This window comes from Nonomuraea insulae (assembly GCF_042656245.1).
Map to the genome: position 1 here is coordinate 190,348 of NZ_JBHSPA010000014.1, position 16,520 is coordinate 206,867.

A 16,520-nucleotide genomic window follows, 5' to 3' on the forward strand; every position below is an offset into this window, starting at 1 on the left:
GCTTGCGTGCGTGCGCGGCCGGTCGTCGAACCGGTCGGGCATCACCCGGCCGCCGCGACTCGTGCGGGCGGGCGGCGCACCTCGGACGCGGTGAAGTAGCGCAGCAACCCGGTGCGGCAACCTGGTGCGGCGCCGGAACCCGCCACGCCTCAGACGCGGCGACCCGTCCGATTCATGCTGCCTCCTCATCCCCCGTGGGAGGCCGCGAGGGGGCCCCGTGGATCAGCCGGATGATCGCCTGGCTCATCCGGGCGTAGTCGTGGTCGTTGACCAGCTCGCCGCGGAGGCTGAAGTCGTTCATCACCGCGATCCGGTCGGCGAGGGTGACGATCTCCGGCAGGTCCGAGGAGATCAGCAGCAGCGCCAGCCCGGCCTCCGCCAGCTCGGCGATCAGCTCGTGGAACGCCGCCTTGGTCCGTACGTCGATGCCGACGGTCGGCTCGTCCACGATGAGGATCTCGCATTCGGCGGCCAGCCACTTCGCCAGGCTGACCTTCTGCTGGTTGCCGCCGGAGAGCTGGCCCGCGAGCTGTGACGGCGAGGAGATCCGGATGCCCAGCCGGTCGACGTACCTGGACACCACGCGCCGTTCCGCCCGATCGGCCACCAGCCCGGCCTTGGCCAGGCGCCGCCACACGGTGACGCCGACGTTGCGGGCGATCGTCTGGTCAAGGAAGAGGCCCTCTTCCTTGCGGTTCTCGGTGACGTAGCCGATGCGGTGGCCGCGGAGCGCCTCGCCGACGTCGCGGATGCGAACCGGACGGCCCCGCACCTCCACCGTTCCCGACGTGATCCGGTCGAGCCCGAGCAGCGCCTTGGCCAGTTCGCTGCGGCCGGCACCGACCAGGCCGTACAGTCCGAGGATCTCCCCCGGACGCACCGACAGGGAGATGTCGCGGTGACCCCGCGCGGTGCACACCTTGTCCAGCCGCAGGGCCGGGGCCGTCGCCGGGTCGACGTGCCGCTCGGCGAGGTGGACCGAGGAGTACGCCCGCCCGACCATGAGGTCGACGATCTGGTCCTGCGTGTAGCCGGCGAGCGGCTCGGCCTCGGCGACGCTGCGCCCGTCACGCAGCACGGTGACCGTGTCCGCGACGGCGAACACCTCCTCCAGCTTGTGGCTCACCAGCACGACGGCGTGCCCGTTGTCGCGCAGCTTGCGCACGATCCCGTAGAGCCGGTCGGCCTCGCCCCCGGTGAGCGACGCGGTCGGCTCGTCGAGCAGCAGTACCTTGCTGTCGACGCTCAGCGCCTTGGCGATCTCGACAAGCTGGGCCTGGGCCACGGACAGGCGCGAGACCGGGGCGTCCGGGTCGAGGTCCAGGTCGAGCAGGCCGAGGCAGCGGCGGGCCTCGGCCCGCATCTGCGTCCGGTCGACGAGGCCGAAGCGCCGCGGCAGGTGGTGCAGCAGGATGTTCTCGGCGATGGAGAACCCGGGGATCAGGTTGCGCTCCTGGTGCACCACGCCGATGCCGGCCCGCTGGGCGTCGAGCGGCCCGCTCATGTGCAGCTCGGTGTCGCCGAGCGCGACCCGCCCGCCGTCCGGCCTGTGCACACCGGTGAGGATCTTGATGAGCGTGCTCTTGCCTGCGCCGTTCTCGCCCAGCAGGGCGTGCACGCTGCCCGCGGCGAGCCGCAGTGTGGCGCCGTCCAGCGCGCGGACTCCCGGGAACGTCTTGACCAGGTTCTCGGCGTTGAGCATCATGACGACCTCTTGGACAGCTTCTGGCGTACGGTGCCAAGCAGCACCGCACCGAGGACGACCGCGCCGACGATCAGGTCGATCCAGCGCGGGTTGATGTCGAACTGCGCCTGCATGACGTCCACCAGCCGGACCAGGAACGCCGCGAGGCAGGTGCCGACGACGCTGACCACCCCGCCGGCGAGCGCCACTCCGCCGATGATCGGCGCGGCGAAGCTCGGCAGCAGCAGATCGTCGCCGATGCTGGAGTTGACGGAGCCGGAGGCGGCGACCGTGATGACGGCGGCCACCCCCGCGAGCAGGCCGCTGAGCCCGTGCGCGATGACGATCGACCGGTCGTTGGAGACGCCGGACAGCCGCGCCGCGAACGGGCTGCCGCCGGTCGCCAGCAACTGCCTGCCCACGACCGCGCGGCCGAAGAACAGGGCCACCATGGCGGCCACCACCAGCGCCAGGACGAGGACGACCGGCAGCCCGAGCAGCGAGGTCGAGCCCAGGTCGCGCAGCCCTTGGGAGTAGCCCTGGAAGGTGTCGGGGCCGTTGACCCCGTACCGGAGCCCTTCGATGATCGTCATGGTGGCGAGGGTCACGATGAAGCCGTTGATCCTGGTGAGCACGACGAGCAGCCCGTTGACCAGGCCGGCGGCGAGGCCGACCCCGAGCGCGCCCAGGATCGCCAGCGGGGCGGGCAGGCCGCCTTCGAGCATGAGCCACGCCGCGACCATGGCGCACAGGCCCGTGAGCGCGCCGACCGAGAGGTTCATCTGGCCGATGGCGAGCACGACCATCTGGGACAGCCCGATGACGATCGGGACGGCGAGGAAGCGGAAGAACGCGTCCAGCGTGCCGCGTGAGAGCAGGTTGCCGTCCGTGGCGACGGCGAGCACGACGAACCCGGCGGCGGCGAGCACCGCGAGGGTGAACTCCGGCCGGGCGGAGACGCCCTTGAACCTCCCGCCGAGTCCGGCGCGGCCGGCCGTCGTGGTGCCGGTGCTCATGCTCTGGCCCCCCTTCGTTCCGCGACGACGTGGCGTACGCGGTCGAGCGACAGCGCGCCGAGCAGTACCAGGCCGATGTAGAGATTGAGCTGGTCGAGCTGGAACTGCAACAGGTTCAGGCCCTTGTAGATGACCTGCGTGAGCGTCGCGCCCAGCACCGTGCCGAGCACGCTGACGGCGCCGCCGGCCAGCAGCGTGCCGCCGAGCACCGGGCCGAGGAACGACGGCAGCAGGAACGCGTCGCCGATGCGGGCCGAGAACGCGCCGTTGTTCGCGGCGAGCAGGAAGCCGGCCAGCCCGGCGAGCAGCCCGCTCAGCGCGTGGGCCTGCACCACCCGGGTCCGGGTGGGGATGCCCGACAGTTCGGCCGCCTTCTCGTTGGAGCCGGTCATCAGGATCTCCCTGCCCAGCCTCCCGAAGCGGAACAGCAGTCCCACCGCCAGCACCGCGACGAGGGCGATGGGCACGACGAGAGGGATGTACGGGCCGCACACGTCGCCCGTGCAGTAGTTGGCGAACGTGTCGTTGCGCAGCGCGTCCATGCCGGCGGGCAGGCCGCTGAAGGCGACGCCGTCCGTGAACCTGGTGTAGAGGATCGTGATGAGCCCCACCAGGGCGAAGTCCATCGCCAGCGTGACCACGAACGAGTTGACGCCGGTACGCGAGATGATCAGCCCAGCCAGCGCGCCGAGCAGAGTGCCCACGATCAGGCCTATCACCAGCCCGGCCACCAGCGGCACGCCGAGGCGGTCATAGGCCAGGCCCATGGCGAACGCGCTCATCGCCGCCATCCGGCCGACGGCCATGTTCATGTGCCCCAGCGACAGAACGGCGAGCTGGGACAGGCCGACCACCGCGTACACGCTGATGTCCGACTGCAGCGGCACGAGCGTGAGCGTGGTGTCCATGAACGCCGGTCGCAGCGCGGTGAACAGGGCGACCAGGGCGAGCAGCAGGATGAGCAGTCCGAGGCGCGGGTTCGCCCAGAGCGGCATCCGCGACGGCGCGCGCGGTCCTGGCGGATCCGCCGCGGGGGTCTCCGGCGGCGTCGCGGTACGCGTGCTCACCGGACTCTCCGGTCGTCGATCGCGTCGCGGTCCCACTCGATGCCGAGCCCGGGTGACGTCGGCGCCAGGGCGTGCCCGTCGGCCACCTCGATCTCCTGCCGGGTGATCGCCCTGAGCTGGGGGATGTGCTCCAGGTAGCGGCTGTTCGGGACCGCGCAGCACAGGCTCACGTGCAGCTCCATGAGGAAATGCGGGCAGACGGGCACGTTGTACGCCTCGGCCAGGTGCGCGACCTTGAGCCAGGGCGTGATGCCGCCGATGCGGGCCACGTCCACCTGCACGATTCCGGCCGCCTGCCGGTGCAGGTACTCGCGGAACTGCGCGAGGGAGTAGAGCGACTCGCCGACCGCGACGGGGATCGAGGCGCCCGCGGCCAGTGCCTGGTGCCCGGCCACGTCATCGCCCGGCAGCGGCTCCTCGAACCAGTAGGGGTCGGACGGCTCGAGGAGCCGGGCCCGCCTGATGGCCTCGGCCGTGGTGAGCGACTGGTTGGCGTCGAGCATCAGGTCGAAGTTCGGCCCGACCGCCGCACGTACCGCGGCCAGCCTTTCCGCGTCCTCCACGGGAGAGCGGCCGATCTTGAGCTTCACGCCGGGCCAGCCCGCGGCCTGGCTGGCCTTGGCTCCGGCGATGAGTTCCTCGGTGGTCAGGTGCAGCCAGCCGCCTTCGGTGTCGTACAGCGGGATGCGGTCCTTCGCTCCGCCCGCGAGGACCCACAGCGGCTGGCCCGCGTCGCGGCACCGCCAGTCCCACAGGGCCACGTCGACGGCGGCCAGGGCCAGCGAGGTGATCGCGCCCACCGTGGTCGCCCGGGTCGCGGCGAACAGGTCGTGCCACACGGCCTCCACCCGGCGGGCGTCCGCGCCGACCAGCCTGGGCAACAGGTAGTCGCGCAGCAGGGCCAGCACGGCGGTGCCACCGGTGCCGATCGTGTACGTGTAACCGGTGCCGGTGCCACCGTCGTCGGTCTGGACCTCGACGAATACGGTCTCCTGCTTGATGAACGACTGGACGGCGTCCGTACGTACGGTCTCGACCTCCAGGTCGATGAGATACGCCTCGGCGTGGGTGATCGCGGGCAAGGGTGGCTCCTCCTGAGCTCGTGGGACTACTTGCAGGACAGGTACTGGCTGTCGAACGACTTCTTCAGCTCATCCGTCTTCGCCTGCCGGTCCTTGTCGTAGGTGTCGATGTCGTCCTTGGTCACGACGAAGGAGCCGGAGTCGATGATCACTCCCGGCTTCGACATCGTGCAGCCGCCCGCGAGCTTCATCAGCGCGTACGAGCCGACGGATGCCTGGCCGACCGGGTTCTGCAGCACGGTCGCGGCGACCGAGCCGTCCCTGATGCCGGCGAGGATGGTCTTGTCGTCGTCGATCGCGACGACCTTGATCGGCAGCTTGGACCGCTGGACACCGTCCGCGGCGGCCACCGCAGGGTTGTAGGCGGTGTTGACGATGCCCTGGATCTGGTCGCCCTTGGCGGCGAGCAGGTCGGCGACGGCCTTCTGCGCGGTCTGCAGGTCCTTGTCCACGTCGGTCACGGTCTGCAGGACCTTGACCTTCCCGCCGGTCTCGTCGACCGCCTTCTGCACGCCCGCGATGCGGCGCTGGGTGTTGGAGTCCACTTTGTTGCCCGTCAGGTGCACGAGGTTGCCCTGGCCGCCCATCGCCTCTATCGCGGCCTGCGCCGCCTTGTAGGCGGCCAGCTGCACGTCGGTGGACAGGCAGAAGTCCGCCTTGTCGACGTCGCCCGCCGGGCAGGACGCCAGCGAGGAGACCGGGAAGCCCTGCTTCTTGAGGTCGTCGAAGGTGGCGTTGATGTTCTCCGGGGAGACGCCGAAGACGCCGAAGGCGTTGTAGCCCTGTGCGGCGAGGGACTTCAGCACGTCGTTCTGCTTGGTCTGGTCCCAGTCGGAGGTCTCGTTGAAGGTGACGTCGCTGACGCCGAGGTCGCTCTTCGCCTTGGTGGAGGCGTCCTTCCACGGCTGGAAGTAGGGGTGTGCCCCGCCGGGGACCAGGGCGATTTTGACCTGGTCGGGCGTTCGGACGGACGCGCCGGCCGTCGTTGTGTCGTCGCTCTTCCTCGTGCAACCGGCGGTGGCAGTGACGGCGAGCAGCAGGGCGGCAGCCAGCCCGCCGAGCCGGACCAGTGGTCTGTGATTCATGACCGCGCCTCTCGAAGGATCATAGATCCTATAGGATGTTTCCTGGAGGTATAGTCCGTGCTCGCTCGGACGTCAAGACTTAACCTTCAGGTAATGCGCGGACTCCGTGGGAGGATTGGGACCGATGGCACCCACCGAACCGATCCGGCTCCGGCGTTCGACGCTCGGAGACGACGTCTACGACGCGCTCAGGGGACGGATCCTGGAGCACAGCATGCAGCCCGGCGACCGCGTCAACATCGACGCACTGGCCCGGGAGCTCGAGGTGTCCCAGACACCGATCCGCGAGGCGCTGGCCCGCCTGGAGTCCGACGGGCTGGTCAGGAAGCGCCCCCTCGTGGGCTACACGGTCAGCCCGCTGCTCACGCGCGCCGAGTTCAACCACATGTTCGAGATGCGGCTGCTGCTGGAGTGCGCCGCCGCACGCTGGGCCGCCGAACGGGCCATCCCGGAGCAGCACAAGGCGATCACCGCGGAGGCCGCCACGTCGATCGCGCAGGACCCGGACGACCCCGGCGGCTGGAGCTGGCACGCGGCCTTCACCACCCACGACGCCCGCTTCCACGACCTGATCGCCGAGGCCGCGGGCAACCCACTCCTCCGCGAGGGCGTCGATCGCCTGCACGTCCACCTTCACCTGCACCGGCGCTACTTCCCGTACGCCCACGCCGGCACGACGATCGAGGAACATCAACGCGTCGCCGCAGCCATCGAGGCCGGAGACCCCGACTCGGCCGAGGCGGCGATGCGCGGACACCTGACCGAGGCACGCGAGCGCCAACTGACGGCGTTCGACTGACCCTGCCTGATCCTGCCTGACCCTGCCTGACCCTGCCTGACCCTGTCGGCCGGTGGCTACGGTGCGGGTCGGGAGCGAGCGACGGCTTCGCCGAGTGCGGCGAGGTGCTCGGCGAGCGCCGTGACCAGCGCGGGCGGGTTTCGCACGGCGAAAGGCCGTGCCGCAACGCCGTCACCGCACGTGCCACGCTGGATGAGGTCGGCGGCCTTGCGATACCTACTGTCGGCCGCCAGGGGACAAGCTGCGGCGAATCCTTCAGCAGATCGTCGATCTTCACATAGCATCCCCCCGCCGAAGAGCATCCGGCGAGCAACCACAGGAGCACCTCAATGCGGCCGGAGCCACTCGAAAACCGAGAAACCCCAGCTCAGCGCGCTGAACTGGGGTTTCGGTGCGGTGCGCCGCCAGGGACTCGAACCCCGGACCCGCTGATTAAGAGTCACTAGCCTTTGTGTCAGGCCGTCCCTCAATGTACTTCCTTGTAACGCTCCGCCCCTTTTCGTTGTCTTCGAAATGCCCCACAATGCCACCGCGGGTTCACGGGTGCCGATGGCCGAAGAGCAACCACCGAGCAACCGGCCGGCCAATTGCGCGGCCTTGACCATGCGGTTCGCCCACGAAGAAGCCCCGTGTCTGACGGTCGACCGCTTCGTTTAGGACCGTGAATCCGCGGCCCCGCGATACGGTCTGGTTGTGTCCGAGCAGACCCCCGCGCTCTTTGATCTACCCGCGCCGGCGATGCCACCCGTGACCGGATCCCCCGGCCCAGGCCGCTCCGGGCAGCGTTGGCAGCGGGCGGTGACCGCGCAGGTCGTCGTGCGCGATCTCGCTGTGCTCCGCGATCGAGCGCTGGCCGATTTCGACAGTGGCACCTTCATCGAGATCGGCGACGCCGACGACGATGAGGACCTCCCCGACACCCGGGAGGTGATCGCGTCAACCGCAGAGAGAGCACTCGACTGGTTGCTCGATCCGACAGTCGGCCTGTGGCCGCTGCTGGAAAGCGGCGCGATCCGCCTTGAGGCCGCCGAGCACGCGGTCGACCAGGTAGCCGATCGGGAGTTCCAGGTGTCGTGGTCGGTCCAGCTCCAGCTCGGCGATCTGGCCGCGCTTCGGGCCCTTGCCGTACAGAACGCCCCCGAAGCAGCCGACGACATCAACCAGAGCGTGGCCGCCGCGTGGAACCACGCGGCCGACCCAGCAGCCCCTCTGGCGGGAATACCGGCGATCACCTGGACCGTCACCGACATCACCGTCGATCGGGTGACCCGGCGATAAACGCGACGATGTACGGGCCGGAGATCCGGCGGCGCAGGTCGCGGCGCGGCGAGCCGCGGTCACTCTTCTCCACCAGGCGCAGGCCAACTGCGACGACTCCTACGGCCGCGTCGGCACGATCGTCGAAGGGGCGCTCGACGTGTACGCGAGGACACCGTGGCGACAGGCGGGCCTTGACGCCGGGGTGCTTCTGGCATGCCTACATTGCGATGGCCGTCGGCCTGGTCCCTGGAGGCCACGGGCGATGAACGTGACCGGGTCCAAGTCCGGAGGGCCTTTCTGGACCTAGGAGATGCTTGAGCCGGACGGCTCCTCTTCGTCGTCCCACGACGGGGCCACGCGCGCCAAAGCCCGATTGACGGCATCCCGATCCAAGGGCTCCGGTTCCTCGGGGTAGTCGGGACTGTAGTCCTCGATCGGATTGTCGCCACGGCCATCCACGCAGACCGGGACGGTGATCTCCTCGGTGAGAACCTTCTCCAGGACTATCTCGTGCCGCCAGCAATCGCCAAGGTCAAAGGTGTACGACAGGGTCGATTGGGGAGCGGGTAGCGCCCGGTTCAGACGGTGCAGGTGCTCGTCCCCGCATTCCTCCAGCCTCATGAAGGGGTCGCTGTAGTGGCGCTTACCGGCCTTGAACACGTGCAGGTGACTGTCAGACCAGCCGAACAGCACCCGGATGATCTGATGGAGTCGGCCCAGTGAGTAGTTCTCCGGCACCAGGACCCGCCGCCACATCCCAGCAGTCAGAGAAATCTTGAGCTGGTAGGCCGGGATGCGCGGCGGAGTCTCGGGCAGCGCGGCCAGCAGTCGCGCTGCCTCCGGGTGCCCGCTGTCGCCCACCGCGGCTCGGGGATCGTCACCGGTCATGTCGAGCAGGACGTACCAGGCGTCGACGGGGTCATGCCGTTCCAAGGCGGCCAAGCCGTATTCGGCCCCGATCCACTGCCGATCTCGTCTGGAGAGATCCTCCCCCAGCCACCAGCGGGCATGCGGGCCCAGCATGGGCTGGTCGCGCACGTGCCGCCACAACGGCTCGGAGCTCTCTCCGCGTTCGGCCACCGCGTCGATCGCGCTGATCCGCCCGGCCGGGGAAGCCGCCACTGCGGCCTCCAACAACTCCAGCAGCCGTTTCCCCAGGTCTGCGAGCGAACCGTGGTCAGGGATCCGCCATCGCCACAGCAGTTCCGGTACGTCTTCCTCGGCGGACATGGCCACCCGGCGCAACACCTCGGCCGCATCCAGGTCCGGCGTAACCGGCAGCGGGATCCGGTCCGCCAGCTCATGGCGGGCATGTTCGCCCAATTCAGTCACGTTCAGCCGGGGATCCAGCGCGCCGAACTCGCGCAGAATGGTCACGATCCGGTCCACGGGATGCCCGCCGATGAGCCCGGATGCGCGCCAGTCCCAGTCGCGACGCTGCCGCATGACAGCCTCGGCTTCGCCCCGCAGCGCCTGCCCGAGCGGCGGCTCCTCCTCGGCGAGCAGGTCGAGCGTCACCTGGCAGCAGATCCGCGGGTCCGCCCCACACGGATCGGTGACCTGCGCCGCGATCACCTGCTCCAGCGCCGCATACCCGCGGGCGGCGTCCAGGTCCGGTTCGGGTTCGGAGCGTACGGCACGCGCCCCACTGACCGTGACCATCTCGGTGGCTACCGCGGTCAGCCATGCCCGAAACACCTCGGGAACATCGCTCAGCCGCCGTACCCTGATCGGACAAGGAACGTTGATGGCCTTCGCGGCATCCGGGACGAGAGTGGGCTTGAGTGCGCCGCCCGGCGTGACCGCACGTCCTTCGCCTACCCAGGCGGCCAGGGCGTGGGCGGCTGCGAACACCGGACTCTCGGCTATGGAGAGCATGACGGCGAGCGTATCGCCTCGCCGATCTCACGTACGCGGCCCGAGACACCCGAAGGCGTAGAGTCACCAGGTGGCTACCGAAAGCGCAAAATGCGGCAGGTGCGGGCAACCCGCCCGGATTCATCTCAACCCGGTGGGCATGCTCTGCGACGCTTGCTGGAACTCGTGGGTGTGTGACCGGACCGGACGTGATCCGCTGCCGTCGCCTCCGCCACCAGAGACGTTCGTCGATCCTGACGGTCGGCCGCATGTCCTGGCCTACCGCCTCACACACGGCGCCACCGGCATCGAAGCCGACCTCACGGAAGCCGGCGTCGAGGAAGGGTATGAGTTCCGGTCGCTCGCAGACCCCTACGCGACCCGCAACGCGCTCTTGACCACGTACGGGAGACCGCCCGCCGCGAGATCGGCAGGCACTACCTCAAGCGCAGCCCATTCAGCGGCAAGCCGACCATCGCCGACCGCGAGGTACGCGGCAGGATCATCTGGCGCAGCCCGGATGAGATGGCCGTGGTCGTCGACGGCCGACAGCTGACCTGGGACGAACTTGGCCAGGCAATCCAGAACGAGGGCTGGAACTTCACGATCACTCTCGACGAGCCGATTGCCATGGTCGACGACTACGACCCCACTCTGGCATTCGGAGAGAATGAACCATAGCAGCGGTCGTGTCGGACGACTGTCGTCTCCTCCAATCCGTCCTGGCGGACGCGCTCCACGAGCTCGCCACCCTGGTCGTACGGCACAGCGGCCCCACACCAGCCGTCCCCGCCACCGCGTCCTCAGCTGCCGTGATCACAGCCACACGCGGCACATTCGCCGGGATCAACCCGGCCGCGATGACTGCGCTCATCCGTGTCCTCGACCTGACGGCAGCCGACCGTCCCTCGGTCGGTTCTCGTCTCGCCGCCGAGCTCACGGCCCACAGGCTGTCCGGACATCCGGGACAGCTCCACTCCACTCGCTGGTCGGAGTCATGTCACGATGAGTCCGGAGGGCCTGCTGGCGTCTCCTCCAACTCCGTAAGTTCGTCCTCCAGCATTTGCAATCGGATACGAGCCTCGCGGATTTCTTCCCGGAGATCCTCCGCGTACAGTCGCCGATAAAGAGCGGTGCCGTCATCGAGATGAGTGAAGACCTTGATGCCGTCGCGATAGCACACAACCCGATCAACCAGCAGCGCTCGTCCGAGATCCGTAAACACGCCATCATCGCGCGCCGGCCTGCCGCGCGAGGGCTCCCGCACAAGTGCATCCAGGCCGGCCACCGCGAACACTCCGTGTTCCTGGATCATCCCGACCTGCTCCAACCGCGCCAGCTGGTCGGTGTGCTGCCGCGAAAGAACCGCGTCTGCCTTCGCCGCGCCGATGTGCGCATCGTAAGTCGCGATCTTCGCCGTGAGATAGTCGGCGTAGGCGACCAGGGCGGCGGGAGCCGGCGCCAGCTCGGGCGCAGCCACCCAGGAGAAGCGTCCGTTGAGCGCGTTGAGCAAAGCGCGGTCGACCACAAGGTGGACATCAGCCTTCTCCTCGCGGTGGAAACGGCCATCCGGATGCCGGTGCCCGCACGCATACGCCGAGGGCACGTCCGCACGGCTTTCCCTCTCATAGAGCGCCATCCGCCGACCGCACAGCCCACACCGAACGTTGAGGCCGAGGTCCATGGGCTGCGGGTTCGCCTCATCGAAAACCCGCAGCGCCACAGTCACCGATCGCCAGTCGTTTGCCCGGGTGCCGTAGACCTCGCTCCAGCAGGGGTCATCCTCAGCGATCAACGAAGTGATGAGGGCAAGAGTGTCGTATTTGGCCTCATCCCAGTGCTTCCATATCTCGTAGGTCTCGTCATCCTTCCAGGCCAGTCGGCCGTGCATCGGATTGGCCCGGCACCGGAAATCGACCTTCAGCGTGTGCGGATCGAACGACACATCGGCTTCTGCCGTGCACGTCCCGTCCTCGTAGCAACCAGTCGCGACGCTCAGGACGTCGGCGGATCGTCCTTCAGCCCGCTGCCGCTCCTCAGCGAGCCTCCACTCCCACCCATCGAGGATCGCCCGTGCCCGCTCATCGAGCGCATCAGCAGCACGCACCCGAGCCACCACAACGCGTTCGGTCTCAGCCCTCCGCTGCGCCGCCTCCAACCGTGGGGGCAGCAACGGCGCCAGTTCCTCGACGCTTGCGATCTCCTCCGGTTTCAACGCCGGCAGGTCCGCGCCGCCGCATGTTCGGCACATCCGCTCGTGGTGGCGATGTCCCCGGAACTCCTTCAGGCTCGTGGTTGTCGGTTCCGCCGCGCGTTTTCCCCGCTGCCGACAGGAAGGGCTGTGCGAGCAACCATTCTCTTTCACCGAGTAGGTGATGGCTATTTGCCCCAGGGACCCAAGCTCGTCAAGGGTGAGCAGCGGAGAAAACAGGATTTCCACAACCTGCAGACTGCTCTTCCCCACCTGATTGCTGGTCACGACTCGTTGACCTTTCCACCCGACATCAGACTTCAGGGTATGACCGTCAGCGCCGTCTTTCCTGTGATTGAGAGATTGCGGCGGTGCGGAGCGCAGTGGGGCCCGAGCAGCGCGGGCCAGCGCGGGCTTCTCAACAACCATCCGTTTCCCCGGCCGTCCCAAGTGCTCATGGGACGGCCGCAGGGATCAAGGTGCGTGGCGCTGCCGTACTGGCGCAAACCAGCCAGACGGGCGAAAACGAGTCAGTGCCCAACTGGCGTCGAGACCACCCTGAGACCTCCGTCCTCGTCGAAAGCTCGCCCAGCGGCTACTCCGACGCAGCGGGCCGGGCACAGATCACCCGATGACCTCCGCACCTGGCACAGAGTGCCTGGCGGGTCCGTCCAGGCTACGGAGACGTAGGCCAGAATTTGGGCGAATCCAGCGCAGGATCGATCACCCGCAGCCGACTCGCTACCGTGGGATCGACGCCTCGCATAGTGATCAAGCGTGGTCCGCTGGATTCTTCCAGCAACGCCAGCGCGCTCGGCAATCCAGCGGCAACCGTCGCGATCGCGGCGCCCATCCCGACCAGCCCAGGGTGCTTGTGCGGGTATTCGATCCGGTGCAGACCAGAGGCAGCGATAGCGGCCACTTCCCGCGGTCGCTGCATCTGACGGCCGTCGTTGGTGAGAACCACGTGGAACCCCTCGGCCGCGGCTCGCGGATACAGAGTCTCATCGCGCGTGCCCGACCAGCCAGGAAGATCCAGCAGGTGGACAATGTCGTGGTTCAGTACAAAGCTCGTCAGGACCTGGTACAGCGGGCGGGGGACGTTCTCATCCAGCAGCAGCCTCACGCTGCTCCTTGGGGGGCTCGTAACTGTCGACGTAGTCGGCGAAGTCGGCGGCGTCCAACGCCGCCGTGGCCGACACGCTCGGGTAGTACTCCGCGATCCGCTCAGCCGGAACACCATCCCGCAGTAGCGCCGCAATCTCGTCGTACGGCACGCGGGTCCCTTCGATCACCGGCATCCCACCGCGGACCGCCGGGTCGACCGTGACATGCTCCCGGGGACGTAGCAGGTCCGGAATGTGCCGTCCATCGCGGTAGAACGGCCGCAACACCTCGACCATGTCATGGATGACGAGGTTGGCCTTGCGATGCACCAGATCGGTGGCCTGACCCTGCTCGACCAAGTAGATCGTCGAACCATCGGTCACCAACTGGTAGGCCGACAGATGCTCACGCTCCTGCAGGTCGTCGCGAAGCGTGTCCAACGCCCGGCGAATCTTCTGCAAGGACGCGTCATTGCGCAGCTTCACACACGTGCGCAACGCCACCAGATCCCGAAACGAATACAGCACCGGACGCACCGGCGAGACCTCCGGCACCAGCACCGCGCCACGCCCAGAACTGGCCTTACGCCAGTGCGCGAGCTGACGAAGCGTGGCACCCGACAGCGCCGCCGCCAGCTTCGGACTGTAGGACACCCACTTCACCTCCCTCGCTCGACCCGGCCCCCTTCATCATCGCAAACATCCCCACGATTCACTGACCATTACCCCATCTTGATCGGAGAGTCGCCATGCCCGTCGCCGGTCACGTCCACAAGCGCTGCGGCTGCCGGAATCCACAAACCGGACGTCAGCTCGGCGCCCACTGCCCCAAACTGGCCACCCGCAGCCACGGCAGCTGGTACCTCACCCTCGACATTCCCGCCGTCTCGACGGTGCCCGCCGCCGCCTCCGTAAGGGCGGCTTCACCAGCCGCCGCGCCGCTGTCAGAGCACTCGCCCAGCTACAGACGTCCGGCTCCGATCCTCAAGCCAGCCTGCTGACCATCGCGCAATGGCTGCGCACTCGGATCGCCTCCAGGGTCTCCCTCCAGCCCGCCACGCTGCGAAACTACACCGCGCACATCGACAGCTACCTCATCCCACACCTGGGCGGCATCCCGCTCCGCGACCTGTCCATCCGCGACGTGCAGCACATGTTCACCACGATCATGCGACGCGGCACCATTACCCGCCGGCCAGCCTCGGCGACCTTGCTCGCCCGCCTGCACGCCACCCTGCGAGCCGCGCTCAACGCCGCCGTTCGAGAGAACCTTCTGCCCGACAATCCGTCCGGCTACATTGAACTCCCCCGGCTACGCCGCCCCCATGCAGTCGTGTGGACCAGCGACCAGATCGCCGAATGGCAACGCAGCGGCACCCGTCCCCGGGTGGCAATCTGGACCGCTGCCCAGACCGCTACGTTCCTCACCGCGATCAGCGGCCACCGGCTGTATGCCGTCTATCACCTCATCACCCTGCGCGGCCTGCGCCGCGGAGAGGCTGCCGGACTACGCTGGTGCGATCTCGACCTCGACGCAGCACTCATCACGATCAACAGCCAGACACAACGGTTGGACGGCGGCGGGCTGGCCCAATGTCCGCCCAAGACGCCCACCAGCCGCCGCACCATCGCCCTCGATCGCACCACCGTCACCGCGCTACGCCGTCACCGCGACCTCCAGCAGGCCGAACTCGCCCCTCCTCGGCGAAGACGGCGGTGGCTACGTCTTCACCACCCAACGCGGCCGGCCGATGACCCCCGATGTCCTGACCCGGACCTTCGGCGCCATGATCCAGGAGAGCGGGCTTCCACCCATTCGCCTGTTGAGTCGGCCCGGGGCGCGGTTTTGGTGTTGCCACCAGCCCGTTTCCCCGGACCGCTCGCCGAACCCGCCGTACCGATCTCTCGGTAACGGGCTCTGCACGGTTTCTGCCGTCAGGCGGGGTTCGCAGGAAGCCAGGGGTTGGGGATCTTGTTTCCTCGGTAGCGGTAACGACGGACCGTTACGCTTTTGTCGAGGCTGTAGTACTCGATCCCGTTTGCGGCGATCACCCAGCGGCCGTAGCCGGTTTTCAGGTGACGGCGCAGTTGACCCCAGTTCCAGCCGTGTCGGGTCCGCAGCATGTGGACGAGTCTCCACCAGGTGAAGGTGTCCAGCTTGCTGAAGGTCTGCTTGGCCACGGCGTGCCGGAAATAGGTGGCCCATCCGCGCATGATCGAGGCGAGCCTGGTCAGCACGGATGCGAAGTCCTGCTGTGATGTCCTGTGGGTCAGGGCACGGATCTTCGCTTTCACCGAGCGTTGGGCGCGCTCACTGATGAAGGTGTAGACGTGCCACTTGTTCGTGCCTCTCTTGCGTTTCCACCGGATGCGGAAGCCGAGGAAGCCGAGGAAGTCGAACCCGTCGCTCATGTGCATGATCTGGGTCTTGGCCGCTGACAGCCGTAATCCCAGGGGGTGCAGAATCTGGGCGACGTTCTCGCGCAGGGCGTCGGCGTCAGCGCGGCAGCCGTGCACCAAGATGACGAAGTCATCGCAGTAGCGGACGATCCGCCAGGTGGCTCGTCCCTTGGAGTGCCGGTAGTCGCGCTTGCCATGGGTGGACATCGACCCGCCGGGCTCCCAGGGAGCCATCACGTGCTCGTCGAGCACTGACAGCACCACGTTGAAGATCAGCGGGGACAGGATGCCGCCCTGCGGCGTGCCGGTGTGGGAGTTCCTGTGCTCACCGAGTTCGGTCAGAATCCCGGCCTTGAGGAACGCCTTGACCAGCGCCAGAACACGTTTGTCCTTCACCCGCGCTCGCACCCGGTCCATGACGGCGGTGTGTGAGACGTTGTCGAAGGCCGCTTCGATGTCCGCATCCAGCACCCAGCGGTAGCCGTTGGTGCCGAATTGGTGGATCTCCGCGATCGCGTCGTGGGGCCGCCGCCTGGGCCGGAACCCATAGGAGACCGGCAGAAAGTCGGCCTCGAAGATGGGTTCCAGCACCAGCTTGAGTGCCGCCTGCACGACCCGGTCCGCGATCCGGGGGATGCCCAGCGCGCGCACCTTTCCCGATCCGCCCGGCTTGGGAATCTTACCTTCCCGCACCGGCAGCGGCCGGAACACACCCGTCTTGAGCTGGGCACGCAGGTCGTCCAGGAAGCCCGAGACGCCCACCTGCTCCTCGACGGCGGCGACCGTCAGGCCATCCACGCCGGGAGTGCTGGCGCCCCGGTTGCCCGCGACCCGGTCGAACGCCATCAGCAGCGTCGCCGGGTCGTGCACGAGGTTGAACAGGTCATCGAACCGGCGGCCGGGATCGGCCACCGCGCCGGCTAAGCCGCCCCCTCGCGGGGGCGGCTCGCCTACAGAACCGGACGTGAAACTT

The 16,520-nt window shown here is 68.0% G+C and carries 14 protein-coding genes and 1 pseudogene; 5 read left to right on the top strand and 10 right to left on the bottom strand.

Features of this window, described 5'->3' with window-relative positions:
• Positions 1–172 precede the first annotated feature (172 nt).
• From ACFPZ3_RS11255 to ACFPZ3_RS11275, 5 genes are read right to left on the bottom strand one after another with little or no spacing between them, the layout of a single operon-like run.
• On the bottom strand, positions 173–1,705 hold the full coding sequence (locus ACFPZ3_RS11255) for a sugar ABC transporter ATP-binding protein (RefSeq protein WP_379513946.1): 1,533 nt from the start codon (positions 1,703–1,705) through the stop codon (positions 173–175).
• Complete coding sequence (locus tag ACFPZ3_RS11260) at positions 1,702–2,700, bottom strand: ABC transporter permease (protein ID WP_379513947.1); 999 nt, start codon at positions 2,698–2,700, stop codon at positions 1,702–1,704. The genes ACFPZ3_RS11255 and ACFPZ3_RS11260 overlap by 4 nt, the downstream gene beginning before the upstream one ends.
• Entirely contained in the window at positions 2,697–3,767 is a 1,071-nt protein-coding gene (locus tag ACFPZ3_RS11265; RefSeq protein ID WP_379513948.1) for an ABC transporter permease, read from the bottom strand. The genes ACFPZ3_RS11260 and ACFPZ3_RS11265 overlap by 4 nt, the downstream gene beginning before the upstream one ends.
• Positions 3,764–4,849 (bottom strand): mandelate racemase/muconate lactonizing enzyme family protein, encoded by a 1,086-nt coding sequence (locus ACFPZ3_RS11270; protein WP_379513949.1) that lies wholly within the window; start codon positions 4,847–4,849, stop codon positions 3,764–3,766. Before ACFPZ3_RS11270 ends, ACFPZ3_RS11265 begins: the two co-directional genes overlap by 4 nt.
• 26 nt (positions 4,850–4,875) lie before the next feature.
• The gene (locus ACFPZ3_RS11275) at positions 4,876–5,934 is read right to left on the bottom strand and encodes a sugar ABC transporter substrate-binding protein (protein WP_379513950.1); all 1,059 of its coding nucleotides are present in this window, start codon (positions 5,932–5,934) and stop codon (positions 4,876–4,878) included.
• Positions 5,935–6,058: 124 nt separating this feature from the next.
• Here ACFPZ3_RS11275 and ACFPZ3_RS11280 point away from each other — a divergent pair, with 124 nt between their 5' ends.
• Both ACFPZ3_RS11280 and ACFPZ3_RS11285 read left to right on the top strand, forming a co-directional pair.
• Positions 6,059–6,733, top strand: coding sequence for a GntR family transcriptional regulator (locus ACFPZ3_RS11280; RefSeq protein ID WP_379513951.1), 675 nt, complete (start codon positions 6,059–6,061; stop codon positions 6,731–6,733).
• 693 nt (positions 6,734–7,426) lie between these two features.
• On the top strand, positions 7,427–8,011 hold the full coding sequence (locus tag ACFPZ3_RS11285) for a hypothetical protein (protein ID WP_379513952.1): 585 nt from the start codon (positions 7,427–7,429) through the stop codon (positions 8,009–8,011).
• Between the two features lie 285 nt (positions 8,012–8,296).
• Here the strand turns inward: ACFPZ3_RS11285 and ACFPZ3_RS11290 are convergent, their stop codons facing one another.
• Positions 8,297–9,871, bottom strand: a complete 1,575-nt coding sequence (locus tag ACFPZ3_RS11290; protein ID WP_379513953.1) for a plasmid pRiA4b ORF-3 family protein — start codon at positions 9,869–9,871, stop codon at positions 8,297–8,299.
• Between the two features lie 139 nt (positions 9,872–10,010).
• Between ACFPZ3_RS11290 and ACFPZ3_RS70300 the strand changes: the two are divergent.
• Positions 10,011–10,235 (top strand): annotated as a pseudogene (locus tag ACFPZ3_RS70300) (DUF7686 domain-containing protein); the annotation flags it as partial.
• A 41-nt stretch (positions 10,236–10,276) separates the two neighbouring features.
• The gene (locus tag ACFPZ3_RS70305; RefSeq protein ID WP_465263552.1) at positions 10,277–10,531 is read left to right on the top strand and encodes a DUF7713 domain-containing protein; all 255 of its coding nucleotides are present in this window, start codon (positions 10,277–10,279) and stop codon (positions 10,529–10,531) included.
• Between the two features lie 319 nt (positions 10,532–10,850).
• Here the strand turns inward: ACFPZ3_RS70305 and ACFPZ3_RS11300 are convergent, their stop codons facing one another.
• The 3 genes from ACFPZ3_RS11300 to ACFPZ3_RS11310 form a co-directional block, all read right to left on the bottom strand.
• Positions 10,851–12,329 carry a hypothetical protein gene (locus ACFPZ3_RS11300; protein WP_379513955.1) on the bottom strand — a complete coding sequence of 493 codons (1,479 nt, stop codon included), beginning with the start codon at positions 12,327–12,329 and terminating at the stop codon, positions 10,851–10,853.
• Positions 12,330–12,717: 388 nt separating this feature from the next.
• Positions 12,718–13,167, bottom strand: coding sequence for a DUF5615 family PIN-like protein (locus ACFPZ3_RS11305; RefSeq protein ID WP_379513956.1), 450 nt, complete (start codon positions 13,165–13,167; stop codon positions 12,718–12,720).
• On the bottom strand, positions 13,148–13,801 hold the full coding sequence (locus tag ACFPZ3_RS11310; protein WP_379513957.1) for a DUF433 domain-containing protein: 654 nt from the start codon (positions 13,799–13,801) through the stop codon (positions 13,148–13,150). The genes ACFPZ3_RS11305 and ACFPZ3_RS11310 overlap by 20 nt, the downstream gene beginning before the upstream one ends.
• 499 nt (positions 13,802–14,300) lie before the next feature.
• Between ACFPZ3_RS11310 and ACFPZ3_RS11320 the strand changes: the two genes are divergently transcribed.
• Positions 14,301–15,059: a hypothetical protein gene (locus tag ACFPZ3_RS11320; protein WP_379513958.1), complete on the top strand. Its 759-nt coding sequence runs from the start codon at positions 14,301–14,303 to the stop codon at positions 15,057–15,059.
• Between the two features lie 23 nt (positions 15,060–15,082).
• Here ACFPZ3_RS11320 and ltrA read toward each other — a convergent pair.
• Positions 15,083–16,520, bottom strand: a 1,438-nt coding sequence (ltrA, locus tag ACFPZ3_RS11325; protein WP_379513959.1) for a group II intron reverse transcriptase/maturase, incomplete at its 5' end; no start/stop codon positions are given.

Excerpts from the sequence above, each read along its gene's own strand:
- ACFPZ3_RS11255 (WP_379513946.1), bottom strand. The coding sequence starts at position 1,705 with ATGATGCTCAACGCCGAGAACCTGGTCAAGACGTTCCCGGGAGTCCGC.
- ACFPZ3_RS11260 (WP_379513947.1), bottom strand. The coding sequence starts at position 2,700 with ATGAGCACCGGCACCACGACGGCCGGCCGCGCCGGACTCGGCGGGAGG.
- ACFPZ3_RS11275 (WP_379513950.1), bottom strand. The coding sequence starts at position 5,934 with ATGAATCACAGACCACTGGTCCGGCTCGGCGGGCTGGCTGCCGCCCTG.
- ACFPZ3_RS11280 (WP_379513951.1), top strand. The coding sequence starts at position 6,059 with ATGGCACCCACCGAACCGATCCGGCTCCGGCGTTCGACGCTCGGAGAC.
- ACFPZ3_RS11290 (WP_379513953.1), bottom strand. The coding sequence starts at position 9,871 with ATGCTCTCCATAGCCGAGAGTCCGGTGTTCGCAGCCGCCCACGCCCTG.
- ACFPZ3_RS11320 (WP_379513958.1), top strand. The coding sequence starts at position 14,301 with ATGTTCACCACGATCATGCGACGCGGCACCATTACCCGCCGGCCAGCC.